We start from the raw sequence: 19,442 nt of genomic DNA, 5'->3' as shown, positions 1-19,442 counted from the left end.
CCGGCGTGCCCGAGTCGCATCTTCCTCGCCACAGGCTCTCGTGAGCAGCGAGTCGAAGGACCGCCGGGCCCCTGGACAGCGTCCGCCGCGTCCCGTTCCGAGGAGCACCTTGTCTTTCGAAAACACGCTGTCGACGCCTGAGACCGCCACCGTCCGCACCGCGCAGCACCGCCGGTACCTGATGTGCCGCCCCGAGCACTTCACGGTCAGCTACAAGATCAATCCATGGATGGAGCCGGCCAACCCGACCGACACCGCCAAGGCTGTCGCGCAGTGGCAGAAGCTCTACGACCTGTACGTCGAGCTCGGGCACGAGGTCGAGCTGATCGAACCGCTCGTCGGCTTCCCCGACATGGTGTACACCGCGAACGGCGGCTTCCTGATCGACGGCCGTGCGTACGTGCCGAAGTTCCGCTTCCAGGAGCGCGCCGGCGAGGCCCCCGCGTTCGAGGACTGGTTCCGCGCCGCCGGCTACGACACCGTCGTGCCCGAAGAGGTCAACGAGGGCGAGGGTGACTTCCTGCTCGTCGGCGACGTGATCCTCGCCGGCACCGGTTTCCGCTCGACCGGCGACAGCCACCGCGAGGTCGGTGAGGTGTTCGGCCGCGAGGTCATCTCGCTCAACCTGGTCGACCCGCGCTTCTACCACCTCGACACCGCGCTCACGGTGCTCGACCCGGTGCAGGGCACCGAGCACGGCGGCCCGGAGCACGCCAACATCGCGTACCTCCCCGGTGCGTTCGACGACGCCAGCCGCGCGATCCTCGAGGAGCGCTTCCCCGACGCGATCCTCGTGTCGGATGAGGACGGCTCGGTGTTCGGCTTGAACTCCGCGAGCGACGGATACAACGTGATCATCTCGCCGCGGGCGAAGGGGTTCGAGCAGCAGCTGCGCCAGCGCGGCTACAACCCGATCATGGTCGACCTCTCCGAGCTGCTGCTCGGCGGCGGCGGCATCAAGTGCTGCACGCTCGAGCTGCGGGGCACCGCGTGAGCGACGTCCTGGCTGAGCCGCACGTCGCCCACAACTACCACCCGCTCCCCGTCACGATCGCGCGCGGCGAGGGCGCCTGGGTGACGGACGTCGAGGGCAAGCGCTACCTCGACCTGCTCGCGGCGTACTCCGCCGTGAACTTCGGGCACCGGCATCCGGCGCTCGTCGCGGCACTCACCGAGCAGCTCGGCCGGGTCACGCTGATCAGCCGCGCGTTCCAGAGCGATCGCCTCGAGCCGTTCGCGGCCGCCCTCGCCAAGCTCGCTGGCAAGGAGCTCGTGCTGCCGATGAACACCGGCGCCGAGGCGGTCGAGACGGGCATCAAGGTCGCGCGCGCCTGGGGGTATCGGGTGAAGGGCATCGCCGAGGGAAAGGCGCGCGTCATCGTCGCTGCCGGCAACTTCCACGGCCGCACGACCACGATCGTCAGCTTCAGTGACGACGACTCGGCGCGCGACGACTTCGGTCCGTACACGCCAGGGTTCGACATCGTCCCGTTCGGGGACGCGGATGCCGTGGCGGCAGCCATCACGGAGGACACCGCGGCCGTGCTCGTCGAGCCCATCCAGGGCGAGGCCGGCGTCGTGATCCCGCCGGAGGGGTACCTGCGCCGCATCCGCGAGATCTGCGACGAGAGGAACGTGCTGTTCATCGCAGACGAGATCCAGGCCGGACTCGGCCGCGTCGGCGAGACCTTCGCGTGCGACCGCGAGGGTGTCGTTCCCGACCTGTACCTGCTCGGCAAGGCGCTCGGCGGCGGCATCCTGCCGGTGTCGGCCGTCGTGGGGAACACCGATGTGCTCGGGGTGATCCGTGCCGGCGAGCACGGCTCGACGTTCGGCGGCAACCCGCTCGCCGCGGCGGTCGGCCTCCGCGTGGTCGAGATGCTCGAGTCGGGGGAGTTCCAGGAGCGCGCCCGCGCCCTCGGCGCCCACCTCGAGCAGGCGCTGCAGCCGCTGCTCGGGAACGGCGTCACCCAGGTGCGCATCGCCGGGCTGTGGGCCGGCGTCGACATCGACCCGGCGAAGGGCACCGGTCGCGAGATCGCCGAGAAGCTGCTCGCTCGCGGCGTGCTCGTGAAGGACACGCACGGTCAGACGATCCGCATCGCGCCGCCGCTCGTGATCCGCGCGACCGAACTCGACTGGGCGGTGGAGCAGCTCAAGCTCGTGCTGGGCGCGTAGCCCAGAGCTGCCGACCGGCCCCTTTGCAGACGAACCGGCCCCTTGCGAACGTTCGCAAGGGGCCGGTTCGCGCAGAAGGGGGCCGGTCGGCGAAGTGCTGGCGCGGCGAGGTGCTGGCGCGGCGAGGTGCTGGCGGCGAGAAGCGCGACGCGTCAGGCCGGCGGGTTGTCGGGGTCGAGGAGCTTCAGCGTCTCCTCTTCGGCGGGGTTGTCGGCCTGCAGCTGGTCCTCGGTGTTCTCGTCGCCGCCGAGGGGAGCAGGCGCGTCGCCACGGCTGGCATCGCCCTGGATCGCGCCGTCGGTCGAGTGCCCGTGCGAGCTGTCGCCCTGGATGGCGCCGTGCGGCGAGTCGCCGTGCGAGCTGTCGCCCTGGATGGCGCCGCCCTGGCTGCCTCCCTGGGGGTCGTGGTCGGTGCCGTCGGTGTGCTCGGCGCCTTCGGCGGGGTCCTGCGGGTGCGGTGTGCTGTTCTCGTCCATGCGGCGAGCGTAAGCCTGCCCCGACCGCGCGCGCAGGGCCTTGACAGGCGCGCGGCCGGGTGGTGGACGCTCAGCGCGGGTACTGCGGCGACTCGTCCTCGCCGTGCGACGGCACGTCAGGATCGTCGTAGGCCGAGAGCTCGTCGGACGACACGAGATCATCGACGTCGAGCGTCGCCGGCGAGGCGTCGGCGCGGGATTCAGCCGAGAGCAGGTGCGCGGGGATGCGGATCGGCGTGGTCGGCGCGACCGGGATGCCGAGGCGCTTCTGCAGTGAGCGCACCCACCGCGGCTGCGCGCCGCCCAGCACGCCGCTCTCGTCGCGCGACTCGACCTCGAGGCCGTAGTAGTCGCCGATCTTGTCGATCAGCTGCGCCCGTTCCGCTCGCACGTAGGCCCGGCGCTCACGCGTGAACGCGACGAACGTGGACCAGCAGATGAGCAGCAGCACGATGCTGAACGGCAGCGCGATCGTGATCGCCGCGGTCTGCAGGGCGGTGAGCCCGCCGGCCAGCAGCAGTGCGATCGCGAGTGCGGCGGTGACCGCGACGAAGAACGTGCGGATCCAGCGCTTCGGGTTCTGCTGGCCGCCGGTGGCGATCATGCCCATCACGAGTGCGCCGGAGTCGGCCGAGGTGACGAAGAAGATCGCGATCAGCAGCACGGCGCCGAGACTCACGATCGTCGAGCCCGGCACCTGGGCGAGCAGCTCGAACAGGGCGCCCTGCAGGTCGACCGAGCCGTCGGCGCCGGTGAGGGTGCCCGGATTCTGCAGCTCGATCGCGAGTGCGGATCCGCCGAGCACGGCGAACCACAGGATGCCGAGCAGTGTGGGCACCAGGATGACGCCTGCGACGAACTCGCGGACGGTGCGGCCCTTCGAGATGCGGGCGATGAAGATGCCGACGAACGGCGCCCACGAGATCCACCAGCCCCAGTAGAACGACGTCCACTGAGCCTGCCACTGCTCGCCGGCCTCGCCCTGGAACGCGCTCACGTTGAACGAGAGTCCGACGAAGTTCTGCACGTAGTAGCCGATCGATTGCACGAACTCGCGCAGCAGGAACTCGGTCGGTCCGACAGCGAGCAGATAGAGCACGAGCAGTCCCGCCATCACGAGGTTCGCGTTGGACAGCCACTTCATGCCCTTCGTGACGCCGGACAGCACCGACATCAGCACGAACACCGAGATGATGAGGATGATGATGACCTGCGTCGTCTCATCCGGCTCAGCGAGCCCCGCAGCGCTCAGTCCGGCGCTGATCTGGATCACGCCGAGTCCGAGCGAGGTCGCGACGCCGAACAGGGTGCCGACCAGGGCGATCACGTCGATCGCATGGCCCCAGGCGCCCTCCACCCGCTTGCCGAGCAGTGGCTCGAGCGTCCAGCGGATCGAGATCGGGCGGCGCCGGCGATGGATCGCGTACGCGAGCGCGAGACCGATCACGACGTAGATCGACCAGGCGTGGACGCCCCAGTGCAGGTAGGTCTGCCCGAGCGCGGCCTGGGCCAGCTGCTCCGGGGTGCCGGTGACGCCGGGACGCGGCGAGACGAAATGGGTGAGCGGCTCGCTGACGCCGTAGAACACGAGGCCGATGCCCATGCCGGCGGCGAAGAGCAGCGAGAACCACGACATGAGGGAGAACTCGGGCTCGTCGTCGTCGCGGCCGAGCTTGATGTCACCGAACCGGCTGAAGCCGAGGAACAGGCTGAACGCCACGAAGACGGCGGCGATCAGCACGTAGTACCAGTTGAACGCGTTGACGATCGTGGTCTGGATCATGCCGAAGAGGTCCTCGGCGAGATGCGGCGCTGCGAGGGTGAACGACACGAAGGCGACGATGATCGCGGTCGCGGGCCAGAAGACCCAGCGCTGCACCGCGGGGAGCCTGCGGCGCGCGCTCTCGGGCGGTGCAGAGGCATCCGTCGGCAGGGCGGTGTTCTCGGAATCGCTCATCCGTCAACGGTATATCGCCGACGGCTCGCGGATCAGTCCTTCGGCTTGGCCGAACGGATCGGCGTCGTGACCGCCGCCTCGTCGCTGAACTCGACCGGGTCGACCTCGTCGATGATGCTGAGCGGGCGCGTCTCGTCGAGCGTGAGCAGGAAGCGCCGGTCCTCACGACGTTTCAGTCGTCCGGACGTGAGCACCCAGATGGTGCCGATCGCACACGCGATCAGACCGGCCGTGCCGCCGAGCATGATCGCGGCTCGTGGTCCGAAGGTGTCGGCCACCCACCCGGCGATCGGGGCGCCGACCGGTGTCGAGCCCATGATGACCGCCATGTACAGCGCGAGCACGCGGCCGCGCAGCGCCGGGTCGGTGGTCATCTGCACGTAGCCGTTCGCGGTGGTCAGCAGGGTCACGATCATGAACCCGGTGAACATCAGGGTCACGGCGTAGGAGGCGTAGCTGGGCATCGCGGATGACACGAACGCGGCGACGCCGAAGCCGCCGGCGGCGAGGATCACGACGCGCACCCTCGCTCGATCACGGCGCGCGGCGAGCAGCGCGCCGGCCAGGGAGCCGATCGCGAGGATCGAGCTGAGCACGCCGTAGCCGTCTGCGCCGGAGCCGAACTCGATCGCCATGGTCGAGGCGAAGATCGGGAAGTTCATGCCGAAGGCGCCGATCAGGAAGACGGTCACGAAGACGACCCGCAGATCGCTGCGTCCCCAGACATAGCGGAACCCGGCGGCGAGACCACCGCGGCTGCGGTTCTTCAGGCGCGGCGCGAGCAGCTCGCGGTGCAGCATCAGCAGCGCCAGGATCATCGCGAGGAATGTCGCGGCGTTCACGATGAACACCCACCCCGACCCGATCGCCACGATCAGCAGACCACCGACCGCCGGCCCGATCATGCGGGCGAGGTTGAAGGATGCCGAGTTCAGTGCCACCGCGTTCGACGTGTCGCCCGTCGACACCATGTCCGAGACGAAGGCCTGGCGCGCCGGGGCGTCGAAGGCGTTCACGACGCCGAAGCCGAGCGCGAAGCAGAACATCATCGGCAGCGTCATCACGCCGTTCAGCAGCAGTACACCGACCGCGATCGCGAGCGCCAGCAGCGTGGACTGCGTGACCATCAGGATGCGGCGGCGATCGAAGCGGTCGGCGACGAGGCCGGTCAGGCTCACCAGCACGAGCGGCGGACCGAACTGCAGCGCCATCGTGACGCCCATCGCGGCGGCGTCGTTGTCGGTGAGCTCGGTGAGCACGACCCAGTCCTGGGCGGTCGCCTGCATCCAGCCGCCGACGTTGGAGACCAGGGCACCGGCGAACCAGATGCGGTAGTTGATGTTCGAGAACGAACGGAACATGGCGCTCATCGGTCGGTCACCCTCCGCATCAGCGCGCTCGCAGCGCGGAGGGTCTCGAGCTCCTCCTCGGTGTAGTCGAGTTCGCCGAGCATGCCGGCGAGCACGGCATCGCGGCGGTGGATCGTCTCGACCACGATCGCCTCGCCGGTCTCGGTGATGTCGACCTGCACGCGGCGACGGTCGTCCTCATCCGGGGTGCGGGTCAGGTAGCCGAGCTCCTCGAGTCCGTTCACGGTGCTCGTCATGGAGGGAGCGGTCACTCGCTCGTGCTCGGCGAGGGCTGAGATCGTGCGGCGTCCGTGCATGCGCAGCGTCGCGAGCACCGAGAGCTGGGCGTCGCTGATCGCGTCGGTCGCGCGGACCCGGCGCAGGCGGCGGGCCAGGCGGAAGGTGGCCATGCGCAGGTCGGTGGCGGTGAGGCTGAGGGATTCTTCGGACGCAGACATTACTTAGATAGCCTATCTAATCTTTTCGGCGGAGGGAAGGCGGCACAATGGACGAGTGACCAGAACCCTCGCCCTCGAACTCGCCGTGCAGGACGCCGCAGGCGTCCGCATCGCCGCACAGGTCGGCGCCGCGCGCGTCGAACTCGCCTCCGCCCTGGCCCTCGGCGGACTCACGCCGTCGCCGGCCACGCTCGAGCTCGCGATCGCCGCGGCCGGCGAGCAGGGCCCCGAGGTGCACGTGCTGATCCGTCCTCGCGCCGGCGGTTTCCACTACGACGACGACGAGATCGCGGTCTCCGAGCTCGACGTCCGCAGGGCAGTGGACGCCGGAGCCTCGGGCGTCGTGATCGGCGCGCTCGACGCGGACGGCCGCCTCGATCGCGACGTCATGGCGCGGCTGCGTGACGCCGCCGGCGGAGCATCCGTCACCCTGCATCGTGCGATCGACGTCACCGGGGATCCGCTCGCGACCCTCGCCGTCGCCCGCGAGCTCGGGCTCCGCCGTGTGCTGACCTCTGGCGGAGCCTCCGCCGCGATCGACGGCATCGACACGCTGCGCGCGCTGGTCGTCGCGGCGGAGGGCGAGATCGAGATCATGGCGGGCAGCGGTGTGGATGCGGCGAGTGCGCCGACGCTCGCCGCGATCGGCGTCGACGCGATCCACTTCTCCGCCAAGCGCTCCGTGCAGGAGCAGGGCGGTGTGCGCATGGGCTCGGCCGCGGACGGCGTCGGCGGGTACGAGGTCACGGATCTCGCGACCGCCCTGGCAGTGCTCGCTGCGCTCGGCCGGTCGCCGCTCGGCTGATCCGTCTGTAGGCTCGCACCGTGACGGATACCCGCGAGTTCACGGATGCCCACGGCATCGCCATCGTCTATGACGTCCACCCCGCGCAGGGAACCCCGCGCGGCGTCGTGCAGTTGCTGCACGGCGTCGGTGAACACGCAGGGCGCTACGGCGCTCTGATCGGCGCCCTCACCGGCGCCGGTTTCCACGTCTACGCCGACGACCACCGAGGTCACGGTCGCACCGGCATCCGCCAGCACGGCGGGCCCGCCAAGCTCGGCCGTCTCGGCCCCGGCGGCATCCGCGCCGCCAAGGATGCGATCTGGCAGCTCACCGGCATCATCCACGACGAGCACGCCGACCTGCCGCTCATCCTGCTCGGCCACTCCTGGGGGTCGTTCCTCGCGCAGATGCTGGTCAACGACCACCCCGACGCCTGGGATGCCGTGATCCTCTCCGGCTCAGCGCTGCGCATGCCAGGGTCGCTCAACGCCGCTCCGCTCAACGCGCGCTGGGCGGGCCCCGATGCGACCGGACTCGAGTGGCTCAGCCGCGACCCGGCCGTCTGGAAGCAGTTCGACGAAGACCCCCTGACCACCGATGTGCCGCTGCTGAAGCTGTTCGGCCCTGTGGAGGCGGCCAAGCTCTACGGTCGCCCGGCGAAGGAGCTGCGCGCAGCGCGCGACGGCGTCGACCTGCCCATGCTGCTGCTGGTCGGGCGCGACGACTCCGTCGGCGGACCCCGCAGCGTGCACAAGCTCGCCGAGGAGTACCGCACCCGGTCGGGCCTCGACGACATCACGACCCTCGTCTATCCGGACGCGCGGCACGAGATCTTCGCTGAGCTGCAGCAGGACGAGGTGCGCGCAGACGTGCTCGCCTGGCTGGACGCTCGCTTCCCCGCACGCTGAGGCCCCGTCTCGGGCGATATGACGCGGTGTGACGCCGCATAAAGGCGTGTGACATGCGCCGGTCGGCCGTCGTGCGCGCCATCGTAGATTCGGCTCATCATTCCGTGGACGGCGGGTGAGGCGTCTCGTGCGAACGGCGACCTCTCCGCAGGGAGGGAGCGGGTCGGATGGGCTTCGAGGACGACTGGCGCGCGTGGCATACGGCGCGCGAGCGCTACGCGGGGGCCGAGTACGGGCCGGCGTCGCTCGAGTCGACGAACTGGCTGATCACGATCCCGTCCGCGGTCGACGGCATCCCAGGGCTCTGGGCACTCACCGGCGACGGCGGGATCCGCGGCAGCGAACTCGGACTGGAGGGTGCGACCGTCGCCCTGCACGGCGCCGATACGCTGCGACTCGGTCGGCGCGAGCTGCGGGTCTTTCCGCGGGATGAGCTGCTGGCGCTGCGCGTGTTCAATCCGGCGCGGCCGCAGCGCGAGCGGTTCAGCGGCATCGACACGTACCGACCGGACGAAGGCTGGCGCGTGCCGGCCGAGTTCGAATCGACGCCGGACGAGACCGTCACGTTCACCTCGGTCGACGGCCGCCAGCACCAATCGCCGATCGCCGGACGGCTGCGCTTCACGCTGCGCGGCAAGGAGCAGCAGCTCACCGTCACGCGCAACTCCGCCGGTGCGCTGAACGCGGTGTTCGGCGACGGCACGAACGGCCACGAGACCTACCGCTTCCGGTTCCTGCCGGTGGATGAGCCGGCTGCGGACGGTTCGGCGGTGATCGACTTCAACCGCGCCTACCTGCCGCCGTGCGCGTTCTCCGACCAGTTCATCTGCCCGCTCCCGCCGGATGCGAACCGCTTCTCGGCGCCGATCCGCGCCGGCGAGCGCGCGGTGGTGCTCGGGCGCTGATCCAGCGCACCCGGCCAGGCGGCGGTGCGCGGCTTAAGCTGGAACCGTGCATGGAGAATACAAGGTCCCAGGTGGCAAGCTCGTCGTCGTCGACCTCGAGGTCGAGGACGGCAGGATCGCGCAGTTCCGCCTGGCGGGTGACTTCTTCCTCGAGCCCGACACGGCGCTCGACGCGATCAACGCCGCGGTGAACGGCCTCCCGGTCGAGACCGATGCGTCGGCGATCGCCGGGGTCGTCCGCGGCGCGCTCCCGGAGGGTGCCCAGCTGCTCGGCTTCACGCCGGAAGCCGTCGGCACGACGGTGCGCCGCGCGCTCGTGACCGCGCCGGGATGGCGCGACTTCGACTGGGAGATCGTGCACGACAAGGCCGTCTCGCCGAGCATGAACCTGGCGCTCGACGAGGTGCTCACCTCGCGGGTCGGCGAGGGGCGTCGTCGCCCCACGCTCCGCATCTGGGAGTGGGACGGCTCAGCGGTCGTGATCGGCTCCTTCCAGTCGTACCGCAACGAGGTCGACCCTGAGGGCGCAGCGCGTCACGGCTTCGAGGTCGTCCGCCGCATCTCCGGTGGCGGCGCGATGCTCATCCCCGCAGGCCAGATCATCACGTACTCGCTGTATGTGCCGGCATCCCTCGTGCAGGGAATGACCTTCGCCGACTCCTACGCCTTCCTCGACGACTGGGTGCTGCAGGCGCTGCGTTCGCTCGGCATCGACGCGGTCTACCAGCCGCTCAACGACATCGCGAGCCCCTCCGGCAAGATCGGCGGCGCCGCGCAGAAGCGGCTCGCGAACGGGGGAGTGCTGCACCACGCCTCGCTCTCGTACGACCTCGACGGGCAGGTCATGACCGAAGTGCTGCGCATCGGGCGCGAGAAGCTCAGCGACAAGGGCACGACGTCGGCCGCCAAGCGCGTCGACCCGCTGCGCAGCCAGACCGGGCTCACGCGTGCCGAGATCATCGAGCGCTTCATCGCCACGTTCCGTTCGCTGACGGATGCCGAGACCGGTGAGATCACCGCCGACGAGTACGCGGACGCGGAAGCCCTCGTCGAGTCGAAGTTCTCGACCGACGCCTGGCTGCATCGGGTGCCGTGACCGACGCCGCACCCGACGCCGACGTCGCACCCGAACCGCGGAAGAGCGCAGCATCCGCGGCCGAATTCCCGGGATCAGGCCGAGAGAAGCGCACTTCTCCGACGCAGGCGCTCGGCGCGGTCTCGATCATCGAGGGCGACAATCTGGTGGTCGCGGCGGCACTGCCCTCGGCATCCTTCACCCTGGTCTATCTCGATCCACCGTTCAACACCGGACGGACGCAGGAGCGGCAGGTGGTCACGGCGACCCGCGCGTTCGCACTTCCGCAGGACTCGGCCGAGCCCGACGGCGGAGACCTCTCGGCATCCGACACCCCGGAACACCCGTCGGTCGAGACCGAGGTGCGCCACGGGTTCCACGGTCACCAGTACGAACGGGTGCGGGGGATGCTGCGCGCCTACGACGACCGGTTCGACGACTACGGCTCGTTCCTCATGCCGAGGCTCGAGGAGGCCTGGCGCCTGCTCGCCGACGACGGGACCCTGTATCTGCACCTCGACTACCGCGAGGCGCACTACGCGAAGGTCATGCTCGACGCGGTGTTCGGCCGGGACTCGTTCCTGAACGAGCTCATCTGGGCGTACGACTACGGCGCGAAGTCGCGCAGCCGCTGGCCCACGAAGCACGACACGATCCTCGTCTACGTGAAGAACCCGCGGGCGTACTTCTTCGACTCCGACGAGGTCGACCGCGAGCCGTACATGGCTCCCGGACTCGTCACGCCGGAGAAGGCCGCGCGGGGCAAGCTGCCGACGGACGTCTGGTGGCACACGATCGTGCCGACGACCGGCCGGGAGAAGACCGGGTACCCGACGCAGAAGCCGGAGGGCATCCTGCGTCGGATCGTGCGGGCGTCGAGCCGTCCGGGCGATCGAGTGCTCGACCTGTTCGCGGGCAGCGGCACCACTGGCGCTGTGGCCTCGGCCCTCGGCCGTGATGCGGTGCTCGTCGACGACAATCCGGAGGCGATCCGTGTCATGCAGGAGCGGATGCCGCACGCGGAGGCGACGCGAGTCGACTGAGCCGGGCGCTCCTGCCTGGCGCGCTCAGGCCGGGCGCAGCAGCACGAGGAACCGCTCGATCTCGGCGGCCATGTCGATCGTCGGGTCGAGCATCCAGGCCGACTGCAGCCCGTCGGCGAGTGCGTGCATGGTTCGGACGATCCACGCCGGGTCGAGGTCGTCGCGCACGAGCCCTGCCTCCTGGTCGGCGGCCACCTGCGCGCGGGTGAACTCCTCGACGCGGGCGGTGCGCTCGCGGAAGTAGGCGTGCGCGGGATGCTCCGGGTCGCCGGCCTCCGCGGCGAGCTGCGCATACAGCTGCACGAGTCCCGGCACCGAGGCGTTGTGACGGGTGACGGCGAGGAAGGCCTGCACCACGTCCTCGCCGGCGTACTCCTGCTCGTCCCTGGCGTCGCGGGCACGGAGGATCGCGACGAACAGCTCCTCCTTGGTGCCGAAGTAGTGCAGCAGCCCGGCGGGGCTGAGGCCTGCGGCATCCGCGATCTCGCGCACCGAGGCCTTGCGGTAGCCGTGCTCGGCGACGGCGGCGAGGGCTGCCTCGAGGATCTCCTCGCGCTTGGCGACGCCCTTCGCGTATGCCCCTCGAGTCGCCATGCCCTCAGCGTATCCGTCCGTCCTCGATCTCAAAAACCAAACAATGTTCGTGATTCACTTGCGTCCTCATCCACTGATCTGTCACGATGTGCGATGAATACCAAACACTGTTTGGTATTGGTCCTGAACCCGCTCAATGAGGAGCTGACATGTCCGTGTCCCCGCTCGACCCGACCACCGATCTCGCACCCACCGGCACGATCCGATCCGCGCCGCCGGCCGCCGGCGAACCAGCCGCGAGTCCGCCGGCGAACCGGCGACTGCTGCCCAGCCTGCTGATCGCCTCGCTCACCCTGTTCGCCACCTACGGCGGACTGATCGCGATCCTGCTGCCGAGCCAGGTGCTGCTGATCGACGAGGCGAACAAGGTCGGCAACCTCGCTCTCGTCACGACGATCTCGTTCGTGTTCACCCTCTTCGCGCAGCCGATCGTCGGCGCGCTGAGCGACCGGACGCGCTCGCGCTTCGGTCGCCGGGTGCCGTGGATGGTGATCGGCGCGATCGTCGGCGGCATCTTCCTGTTCGGCCTCGGGTCGCTGAGCGACATCCTCTGGATCACGGTGTTCTGGGTCATCATCCAGGTCGCGTTGAACTTCTTCCAGGCGCCGCTCACCGCGATCACCGCCGACCGCTTCCCGCGGGCGAAGCGCGGCGGCGCGAGCGCCATGATCGGGCTCGGCACGCAGCTCGGCATGACCGTCGGCATCATGCTCGCCGGCGCCTTCGCCGCGCAGATCGGCATCGGATACGCCGCGTTCGGCGGTGCGGTGATCGTCGCCGCGCTGCTGTTCGCGCTCGTCAACCGGGACTGGTCGTCGAAGGATGCCGCGGTCGACGCGTTCCGCTGGGGCGCGTTCTTCCGGGGCTTCTGGATCGATCCTCGCCGCCACCCGGACTTCGCCTGGGCGTTCGCCGCGCGCTTCCTGCTGATCCTCGGCTACTTCGTCGTCACGTCGTACCAGCTGTACATGCTCACCGACTACATCGGGATGCCGCTGGCCGAGGCGCAGGGTGCCGTCGTCACCCTCACGCTCGTCGCCTTCATCCCCACGCTGATCGCGATCGCGCTCTCCGGGTGGTGGAGCGACAGGGTCGGCCGTCGGAAGGTGTTCATCTACGCAGCATCCCTCGTGATGGTCGCGGGGCTCGCGATGCCGCTGCTGCAGCCGAACATGACCGGGATGATCCTGATGAGCATCATCAACGGCATCGGTTTCGGGCTGTACATGTCGGTGGATGCCGCACTGATGACCGAGGTGCTGCCGAACGAGGGCGTCTCTGCCGGCAAGGACCTCGGCATCCTCAACGTCGCGACGAACGTGCCGCAGGCGCTGAGCCCGGCGATCGGCGGCGTCATCATCACGAGCCTCGGCGGCTACGCGACGCTCTTCGTCTTCGCCATCGTGTTCGTGATCCTCGCCGCCGTCGCGACCGCGCCGATCAAGGGAGTGCGCTGATGCTCAGGAACGGACAGGAGAATGCTGTGATGACCGATACCGACACCGACTTCGTCGAGGTGGACACCGCCGCGGGGCGTGTGCGAGGACGCTGGCGTCCGACCACGGGCGGCCGAGGGAATCCGCGGTCCGCCGCGTTCCTCGGCATCCCGTTCGCCGAGGCGCCGATCGGGCCGCTGAGGTTCCAGGCGCCCGTGCCGAAGCGGCCGTGGGACGGCGTGCTCGACGCGCTCGAGTTCGCCGCCACCGCGCAGCGGGGTGATCCGGGGGTGACGCTCATCCCGGAGCCGAGCGTCGAGGGCGATTCGACGCTGAACGTGAACGTGTTCACGCCTGCCCTTCGACAGGCTCAGGGACCCATCGGCGAGGCTGAGGGACGCAGGGGCGAGGCTGAGGGACGCAGGGGCGAGGCTCAGGGACCCATCGGCGAGGCTCAGGGACGCAGGGGCGAGGGCGCGGATGCCGGGCTGCCGGTGCTCGTGTGGATCCATGGCGGCGGATACTTCGCCGGCTCGCCGGCCAGCCCCTGGTATGACGGCCGCAACTTCAACCGCGACGGCGTCGTGACCGTGTCGATCTCGTACCGGCTCGGCTTCGACGGCTTCGGCTGGATCGAGGATGCCCCGTCGAACCGCGGCGTGCGCGACTGGCTGCTCGCGCTCGAGTGGGTGCAGCAGAACATCGCGGCGTTCGGCGGCGACCCCGCCCGCGTGACGATCGCCGGGCAGTCCGCAGGCGGCGGCGCGGTGCTGACGCTGCTCGGGATGGAGCAGGCGCAGCATCTGTTCCACGGGGTGTACGCGATCTCGGGGGCGCTCGCCGATGTCGCCCAGGCGCGGGCCGAGGCGTTCGGGAGGGGACTGGCCGCGACGGCCGGTGTCGATCCGACCGTCGCCGGGTTCTCCTCGGTGGACGAGGGCCGCCTGCTCGCGCTGCAGAAGAAGGCGACGCAGCTCGGGCCGTCATCGATCGGAAGTGTCGTCGACGAGGGGCTCCCGCTCGGACCGACGATCGACGGCGACCTGCTGCCCCGTTCGACACGGGCATCGCTCGTCGCCGGCGTCGGGGCCGACAAGCCGCTCGTGCTCGGTGCGACCGACGACGAGTTCACGATGGCGTTCTCGGATGCCGAGAAGACGCTGCGCTGGGTGCCGAGGGGTCCGCTGCTGAAGAAGCTCGGGCTGCCGAAGAGCGCCCGGCGGGAGTATCTGGCCGCCAACGCCGACATCGCTGCGCTGAGCACCGCGCGCATCGCCGGTCGGCTGCTGACCGACCGGATGTTCCGCTCCGCCCTGTTGCGGGTCGTCGCGGACCGCGGCGACGCACCGACCTGGGTGTACCGCTTCTCGTGGCCCTCCGGCCGCTTCGGGTTCGCGGAGCACTGCCTCGACGTTCCCTTCTTCTTCGACTGCCTCGACGGTCCCGCGATGGAACCGCTCGCCGGACCGAACCCGCCGCAGGAGCTTGCCGACGAGGTGCACGGTGCGGCCGTCGCCTTCATCACCGGGGGAGACCCCGGCTGGCCCCGGCATCACGGCGATGCCGGGATCGCGCGGGTCTACGACACGCCGACGCGTGACGTCGCCGACGCCTACGCATCCGTTCGTCCCCTGCTGGGCGCGGAGCGGTGAGCGTGCCGGTGCCGGTCGGGATCGAATCCCGGCCGGATGCATCGCCGCGCCCTCGCGCGCTGCTGTGGACCTCGATCGGGCTGCTCGCGGTGTTCGTGGCGCTCGCGCTCGGCGTGCTCGCCGCGCCCGAGTCGCCGTGGACGCAGGGCCTCGACGACGCCTGGCGCGCTGCAGTCGGAGTGGGACCCGATTCCTGGCTTCCCGGCTTCGCGCCGGCGCAGCTGTTCCAGCACATCGGACAGCTGCCCGGTGCGGTGCTGATGTTCGTCCTGCTGCCGCTGGCCCTCGTCGTGCTCGGTCGGTGGCGGTCGGCGCTCTTCGTGATCGCGGTGCAGCTCGCGGGTCCTGGACTGCTGTCGCAGCTTACGAAGAACCTGGTCGATCGGCCGCGACCTGCGGAGGACCCCGGTCTCTTCGGGCCGCTCGTGCAGGTCGACCACGGCTCGTTCCCGTCGGGGCACTCGGTCAGCATGGCGGCGCTCATCATCACGGTGCTGGCGCTGATCCCGGCATCCGCCGTCTGGGCGCGACGCGGTTGGATCGTGCTCGGTGCGCTGCTCGCGGTCGGCATGGTCTGGCAGCGCACCCTGATCAACGCGCACTGGTTCAGCGACACGTGCGCGGGCCTGATCGGCGGAGCCGCCGTGGCGCTGCTGCTGTGGTGGGCGTTCCTCCCGTGGCTGCGGCGCGATCAGGCGCGGCGGGTGTGGTTCCTGCGGCGGGCGAAGACGGGAGCCGTGCAGGCCTGAGATCCCGGTCGCAGGTGCTGCCGTCAACCGACCGCGAGGGCGGCACGAACTGCGACCGGAACGGCGGACGCGGATGCCGGGCGGCACGAACTGCGACCGGGGGCCTCAGGCGATGTAGATCTTCCGCAGCGTCTCCGTGACCGTCCACACGGTGCGCTGGCCCTCGGCGAGCCGCACCACCGAGCCGGGCCCGATCTCGAGGTCGGGCAACACCACATCGTCGAACGCGATCGTCGCGTGACCCGCGAGCACGACGAAGACCTCGTCGGTCTCGGTATCGGATGCGGTGCCGGGCGTCATCTCCCAGATGCCGACCTCGACCCCGCCGAGCGTCGCGAGCGCGTGCACGGCGGTGGTCGGGGAACCCTGCAGCACCTCGTCGGCCGGGAGCGCGGCATGCGTGAGCGGCAGCGTCGCGGCATCCGCTCCCGTCCCTGCGGCGAGTGCCTGCGGTTCCGGCCCGTTCACGAGTCGAAGCCCATGCCGACGGCGTCGAGGGTCTTCAGGAACAGGTTGCGCTTGCCCTCGTTGTGGTCGGCCTGGTTCATCGCCGCGCGCACGAGGTTGACACCGATCGAGGCCGCAGGCTCGGGCGGGAACGGGATCGGCTTCTCGCGCACCATCTGCAGCTCGGTGCGCTCGGTCTTCTCGCCGGACAGCTTGTCGAGCATGACGTCCGCGGCGAAGCGCGCGGCACCGACGCCCAGCCCGGTGAAGCCGGTGGCGTAGGAGACGCGTCCCGTCCGTGCGGTGCCGAAGAACGCGCAGAAGCGACTCGACGAGTCGATCGCGCCCGCCCAGCGGTGCGTGAAGTGCAGGCCCTCGAGCTGCGGGAACGTGGTGAAGAAGTGCGAGGCGAGCTTACGGTGGCTCTCCATGCGGTCCTCGTACTCCGGGCGCACCTTGCCGCCGTAGTGGTAGACCGCGTCGTAGCCGCCGAACAGGATGCGGTTGTCGGCGGTGAGCCGGTAGTAGTGGAACTGGTTCGCGCTGTCGGCGAGGCCCTGACGGTTCGACCAGCCGATCGACGCGAGCTGCGCCTCGGACAGCGGCTCCGTCATCAGCACGTAGTCGTACACCGGCACGGTCATCAGGCGGTTGCGCTTGAGCAGCGAGGGGAAGACGTTGGTCGCGAGCGCCACGGCATCCGCTGTGACACTCCCGTGCTCGGTCACGAGCGTGATCGCCGACGAGCCGTCGCCCTCGACGCGACGCACCAGACTGTGCTCGTGGATCTCGACGCCGAGCTCGACGGCGACGCGGGCGAGCTCCATGCCGAGCTTCGCCGGGTGCACGAGCGCGCAGGCATCCTTCTCCCAGGCGCCGGCGAGGAAGGTGTCGGAGTGCACCTCGGCCTGCACGGCCTCGCGATCGAGGAAACCCTCCTCGTCGCGGTACCACTCGACCTGGTGCGGCTCGACGGCCACGGCCAGCTGGCCGGTGCGCTCGAAGTCGGCCTGCATGCCGTAGCGCTCGACCGTCTGCTCGATGCCGTCGAGGTTCTCGAGGCCGAGCTCCTCGAGGCGGTCGATCTCCTCGGGCCAGCGGGTGAGCCCGTTCTCGTGGCCGTGCGTGAGGCTGGCCTCGCAGAACCCGCCGTTGCGACCGGATGCGGCCCAGGCGACTCGCGAGGCCTCGAGCAGCACGACGCGGCGCTCGGGATCGCGCTCCTTCGCACGGACTGCTGTCCAGAGACCGGCGTACCCGCCGCCGACGATCGCGAGGTCGGCGCGCACGCTGCCGGTGAGGGACGGATGCTTCGGCCGCTCGACGTCATCCAGCCAGAACACCCCGAAGGCGGTGTCGCTGAGCGACCGGTCGATGACGGACTGTGCCGGTCGACGGCGCTCGAAGACGGTGGTGCCCATGTTCACTCCGATCGTTGCGAGGCGCGCCTCAGCGCGTTCCCCAGTTGTAGAGGTCTTTGTAGAGGCCCGCGTAGAGCAGGCTCTCGGTGTGCGCGACGCCCGGCACGGTGCGGATGCGGGAGGCGATGAGCTCGATCAGGTGCTGGTCGTCCTCGCAGACGGCCTCGACCAGGATGTCGAAGGTGCCGAGGGTGACCACGACGTAGGCGAGCTCGGGGATCTTCGTGAGCTCCTCGGCGACCTCGCGGGGGTCGCCGGTCACGCGGATGCCGATCATCGACATGCGGTGGAAGCCGAGCTGCATCGGGTCGGTCACGGCGACGATCTGGATGATGCCTGCCTCGGTCATCCGCTGCACTCGCTGGCGCGCAGCGGCCTCGCTGAGCCCGACCGCGCGACCGATCTCGGCGTAGGGGCGTCTGCCGTCTTCCTGCAGGAGCTCGACGATCTTCTTCGAGACTTCGTCCAGGAGGGGCTGCTTCGGCGTACTCATGTGTCGATATTGACAGGTTGCACCGGTTCGGGCAACTGATTCCGTCGTCAGAAACAAATAGTTCTTCAGATTTCGTTTCCGCATGGCTACCATGAGGGCATGCCCACAGATCTCCTGCAGAACTTCATCGGCGGCCGGTACGTTCCCGTGCGCGGAGCGGGCAGTCTGCCCCTCATCGATCCGGCGACCGAGGCGGAGTACGGCTCGCTGCCGCTGTCGGACGACAGTGACGTGGATGCCGCCTATGCCGCGGCATCCGCTGCCTTCCCGCTCTGGCGCGACACCACCCCCGCCGATCGGCAGCTGGCACTGTTCCGCATCGCCGACGAGATGCTCGCGCGGGCGGAGGAGTTCGCCGACCTGGAATCGCAGGACACCGGCAAGCCGCGCGCGAGCCTCGTCGCCGACGAGATCATGCAGTCCATCGACCAGCTCCGGTTCTTCGCCGGTGCGGCCCGAAGCCTCGAAGGTCGAGCGGCGGGGGAGTACCTGGCAGGGCACACCTCGTTCGTGCGCCGCGAGCCGATCGGAGTGATCGGACAGGTCACGCCGTGGAACTATCCGCTGAACATGGCCGTGTGGAAGATCGGACCCGCGCTCGCCGCAGGCAACACGGTCGTGCTGAAGCCAGCGGAGTCGACGCCGCTCACGACACTGCTGCTCGCCGAGATCGTTGCGCTGCACACCCCGGCCGGCACGCTGAACGTGGTGCTCGGCGACCGGGACACCGGCGTGGCGCTGGTCGAGCACCCGACGCCGCAGATGGTCGCGATCACCGGATCGGTGCGCGCTGGCATGGCCGTCGCACGCTCGGCGGCGAACGACGTCAAGCGGGTGCATCTGGAACTCGGCGGCAAGGCGCCGGCGATCGTCTTCGCCGACGCCTCGATCGAGAAGGCGGTCGAGGGCATCATCACCGGTGCGTTCTTCAACGCGGGACAGGACTGCACTGCGGCCACCCGTGTGCTCGTGCACTCCTCGGTGCACGACGAGCTCGTGGCGGCACTGGTGGCTCGAGCGCGCACGCACGCCCGCACCGGGGGACCCCATGAGGAGGGTGTGCTGTACGGACCGCTCAGCAGCGCGGCGCAGCTCGCCCAGGTGCAGGGCTTCGTCGACCGCCTGCCGGCGCACGCCACGATCGAGACCGGCGGCAGGCGCCAGGGCGACAGTGGTTACTTCTTCGAGGCGACCATCGTCTCGGGTCTGCAGCAGGACGATGAGGCCGTGCAGGGCGAGATCTTCGGCCCCGTGCTCACGGTGCAGGCGTTCGAGACCGAGGAGCAGGCGCTCGAACTCGCGAACGATGTGCCCTACGCGCTCGCCTCATCCGTCTGGACGACCGATCACGCCCGCGCGATGCGGTTCTCGCGCGACCTCGACTTCGGCTGCGTGTGGATCAACACGCACATCCCGTTCGTGTCGGACATGCCGCACGGCGGGTTCAAGCATTCGGGCTACGGCAAGGACCTCTCGCAGTACGGCTTCGACGACTACACGCGCATCAAGCACGT

Annotated in this window: 19 protein-coding genes; 11 read left to right on the top strand and 8 right to left on the bottom strand. The window is 69.7% G+C overall.

The features are described 5' to 3' along the window. The first annotated feature begins 181 nt into the window (after positions 1–181). Positions 182–994 carry a dimethylargininase gene (gene ddaH, locus V7Z82_RS14535; protein ID WP_442927644.1) on the top strand — a complete coding sequence of 271 codons (813 nt, stop codon included), beginning with the start codon at positions 182–184 and terminating at the stop codon, positions 992–994. Then, positions 991–2,178: an ornithine--oxo-acid transaminase gene (rocD, locus tag V7Z82_RS14530; protein ID WP_334152260.1), complete on the top strand. Its 1,188-nt coding sequence runs from the start codon at positions 991–993 to the stop codon at positions 2,176–2,178. The genes ddaH and rocD overlap by 4 nt, the downstream gene beginning before the upstream one ends. A gap of 152 nt (positions 2,179–2,330) precedes the next feature. On the opposite strand, the gene V7Z82_RS14525 is transcribed toward rocD, so the two are convergent. From V7Z82_RS14525 to V7Z82_RS14510, 4 genes are all read right to left on the bottom strand, one after another. Continuing rightward, entirely contained in the window at positions 2,331–2,654 is a 324-nt protein-coding gene (locus V7Z82_RS14525) for a hypothetical protein (RefSeq protein ID WP_334152259.1), read from the bottom strand. A 70-nt stretch (positions 2,655–2,724) separates the two neighbouring features. Next, positions 2,725–4,611 carry a BCCT family transporter gene (locus tag V7Z82_RS14520; RefSeq protein WP_334152258.1) on the bottom strand — a complete coding sequence of 629 codons (1,887 nt, stop codon included), beginning with the start codon at positions 4,609–4,611 and terminating at the stop codon, positions 2,725–2,727. 32 nt (positions 4,612–4,643) lie between these two features. Next, positions 4,644–5,972, bottom strand: coding sequence for an MFS transporter (locus V7Z82_RS14515; RefSeq protein WP_334152439.1), 1,329 nt, complete (start codon positions 5,970–5,972; stop codon positions 4,644–4,646). A gap of 5 nt (positions 5,973–5,977) precedes the next feature. After that, positions 5,978–6,418: a MarR family winged helix-turn-helix transcriptional regulator gene (locus V7Z82_RS14510; RefSeq protein ID WP_334152256.1), complete on the bottom strand. Its 441-nt coding sequence runs from the start codon at positions 6,416–6,418 to the stop codon at positions 5,978–5,980. Between the two features lie 55 nt (positions 6,419–6,473). Here V7Z82_RS14510 and V7Z82_RS14505 point away from each other — a divergent pair, with 55 nt between their 5' ends. The 5 genes from V7Z82_RS14505 to V7Z82_RS14485 all read left to right on the top strand — a co-directional run bounded on the left by V7Z82_RS14505 (position 6,474) and on the right by V7Z82_RS14485 (position 11,136). After that, positions 6,474–7,223, top strand: coding sequence for a copper homeostasis protein CutC (locus V7Z82_RS14505; protein ID WP_334152255.1), 750 nt, complete (start codon positions 6,474–6,476; stop codon positions 7,221–7,223). A 20-nt stretch (positions 7,224–7,243) separates the two neighbouring features. Beyond that, positions 7,244–8,113, top strand: coding sequence for an alpha/beta fold hydrolase (locus V7Z82_RS14500; RefSeq protein ID WP_334152254.1), 870 nt, complete (start codon positions 7,244–7,246; stop codon positions 8,111–8,113). Positions 8,114–8,280: 167 nt separating this feature from the next. Beyond that, the gene (locus tag V7Z82_RS14495; RefSeq protein WP_334152253.1) at positions 8,281–9,018 is read left to right on the top strand and encodes a DUF1684 domain-containing protein; all 738 of its coding nucleotides are present in this window, start codon (positions 8,281–8,283) and stop codon (positions 9,016–9,018) included. Between the two features lie 46 nt (positions 9,019–9,064). Further along, complete coding sequence (locus V7Z82_RS14490; RefSeq protein ID WP_334152251.1) at positions 9,065–10,114, top strand: lipoate--protein ligase family protein; 1,050 nt, start codon at positions 9,065–9,067, stop codon at positions 10,112–10,114. Between the two features lie 125 nt (positions 10,115–10,239). Next, positions 10,240–11,136 carry a DNA-methyltransferase gene (locus V7Z82_RS14485; RefSeq protein WP_334152437.1) on the top strand — a complete coding sequence of 299 codons (897 nt, stop codon included), beginning with the start codon at positions 10,240–10,242 and terminating at the stop codon, positions 11,134–11,136. Between the two features lie 24 nt (positions 11,137–11,160). Here V7Z82_RS14485 and V7Z82_RS14480 read toward each other — a convergent pair whose 3' ends face one another. Next, entirely contained in the window at positions 11,161–11,730 is a 570-nt protein-coding gene (locus V7Z82_RS14480) for a TetR/AcrR family transcriptional regulator (protein WP_334152250.1), read from the bottom strand. A 149-nt stretch (positions 11,731–11,879) separates the two neighbouring features. On the opposite strand from V7Z82_RS14480, the gene V7Z82_RS14475 reads away from it, so the two are divergent. Genes V7Z82_RS14475 through V7Z82_RS14465 form a run of 3 tightly spaced genes read left to right on the top strand, consistent with a single transcriptional unit; the run spans position 11,880 to position 15,567 of the window. Beyond that, positions 11,880–13,187, top strand: a complete 1,308-nt coding sequence (locus V7Z82_RS14475) for an MFS transporter (protein ID WP_334152249.1) — start codon at positions 11,880–11,882, stop codon at positions 13,185–13,187. 29 nt (positions 13,188–13,216) lie between these two features. After that, positions 13,217–14,818, top strand: a complete 1,602-nt coding sequence (locus tag V7Z82_RS14470) for a carboxylesterase/lipase family protein (protein WP_334152247.1) — start codon at positions 13,217–13,219, stop codon at positions 14,816–14,818. Further along, positions 14,815–15,567, top strand: coding sequence for a phosphatase PAP2 family protein (locus V7Z82_RS14465; protein WP_334152246.1), 753 nt, complete (start codon positions 14,815–14,817; stop codon positions 15,565–15,567). The genes V7Z82_RS14470 and V7Z82_RS14465 overlap by 4 nt, the downstream gene beginning before the upstream one ends. Positions 15,568–15,672: 105 nt before the next feature. Here V7Z82_RS14465 and V7Z82_RS14460 read toward each other — a convergent pair whose 3' ends face one another. The 3 genes from V7Z82_RS14460 to V7Z82_RS14450 are packed head-to-tail and all read right to left on the bottom strand — an operon-like array spanning position 15,673 to position 17,928. Continuing rightward, positions 15,673–16,035: a cupin domain-containing protein gene (locus V7Z82_RS14460; RefSeq protein ID WP_334152244.1), complete on the bottom strand. Its 363-nt coding sequence runs from the start codon at positions 16,033–16,035 to the stop codon at positions 15,673–15,675. Further along, positions 16,032–17,435, bottom strand: coding sequence for an NAD(P)/FAD-dependent oxidoreductase (locus tag V7Z82_RS14455; RefSeq protein WP_334152242.1), 1,404 nt, complete (start codon positions 17,433–17,435; stop codon positions 16,032–16,034). Before V7Z82_RS14455 ends, V7Z82_RS14460 begins: the two co-directional genes overlap by 4 nt. 28 nt (positions 17,436–17,463) lie before the next feature. Next, a complete protein-coding gene (locus tag V7Z82_RS14450) occupies positions 17,464–17,928 on the bottom strand; it encodes an Lrp/AsnC family transcriptional regulator (RefSeq protein WP_334152241.1) in 465 nt (154 codons plus the stop codon). A gap of 99 nt (positions 17,929–18,027) precedes the next feature. Between V7Z82_RS14450 and V7Z82_RS14445 the strand changes: the two genes are divergently transcribed. Beyond that, a partial coding sequence (locus V7Z82_RS14445; RefSeq protein ID WP_334152240.1) for a gamma-aminobutyraldehyde dehydrogenase occupies positions 18,028–19,442 on the top strand: 1,415 nt, incomplete at its 3' end.

This window comes from Microbacterium sp. (assembly GCF_036823965.1).
In the GTDB taxonomy this organism is placed as follows: Bacteria; Actinomycetota; Actinomycetes; order Actinomycetales; family Microbacteriaceae; genus Microbacterium.
Note: the sequence above shows the minus strand (reverse complement) of the source record. Positions and strands in the feature narration are given on the sequence as shown.

What these genes read in the sequence shown, in the direction of transcription:
- V7Z82_RS14475 (WP_334152249.1), top strand. Translation starts at nt 11,880, where the DNA reads ATGTCCGTGTCCCCGCTCGACCCGACCACCGATCTCGCACCCACCGGC.
- V7Z82_RS14470 (WP_334152247.1), top strand. Translation starts at nt 13,217, where the DNA reads ATGACCGATACCGACACCGACTTCGTCGAGGTGGACACCGCCGCGGGG.
- ddaH (WP_442927644.1), top strand. Translation starts at nt 182, where the DNA reads ATGTGCCGCCCCGAGCACTTCACGGTCAGCTACAAGATCAATCCATGG.
- V7Z82_RS14455 (WP_334152242.1), bottom strand. Translation starts at nt 17,435, where the DNA reads ATGGGCACCACCGTCTTCGAGCGCCGTCGACCGGCACAGTCCGTCATC.
- V7Z82_RS14450 (WP_334152241.1), bottom strand. Translation starts at nt 17,928, where the DNA reads ATGAGTACGCCGAAGCAGCCCCTCCTGGACGAAGTCTCGAAGAAGATC.
- V7Z82_RS14495 (WP_334152253.1), top strand. Translation starts at nt 8,281, where the DNA reads ATGGGCTTCGAGGACGACTGGCGCGCGTGGCATACGGCGCGCGAGCGC.
- V7Z82_RS14510 (WP_334152256.1), bottom strand. Translation starts at nt 6,418, where the DNA reads ATGTCTGCGTCCGAAGAATCCCTCAGCCTCACCGCCACCGACCTGCGC.
- V7Z82_RS14480 (WP_334152250.1), bottom strand. Translation starts at nt 11,730, where the DNA reads ATGGCGACTCGAGGGGCATACGCGAAGGGCGTCGCCAAGCGCGAGGAG.
- V7Z82_RS14525 (WP_334152259.1), bottom strand. Translation starts at nt 2,654, where the DNA reads ATGGACGAGAACAGCACACCGCACCCGCAGGACCCCGCCGAAGGCGCC.
- V7Z82_RS14520 (WP_334152258.1), bottom strand. Translation starts at nt 4,611, where the DNA reads ATGAGCGATTCCGAGAACACCGCCCTGCCGACGGATGCCTCTGCACCG.
- V7Z82_RS14515 (WP_334152439.1), bottom strand. Translation starts at nt 5,972, where the DNA reads ATGTTCCGTTCGTTCTCGAACATCAACTACCGCATCTGGTTCGCCGGT.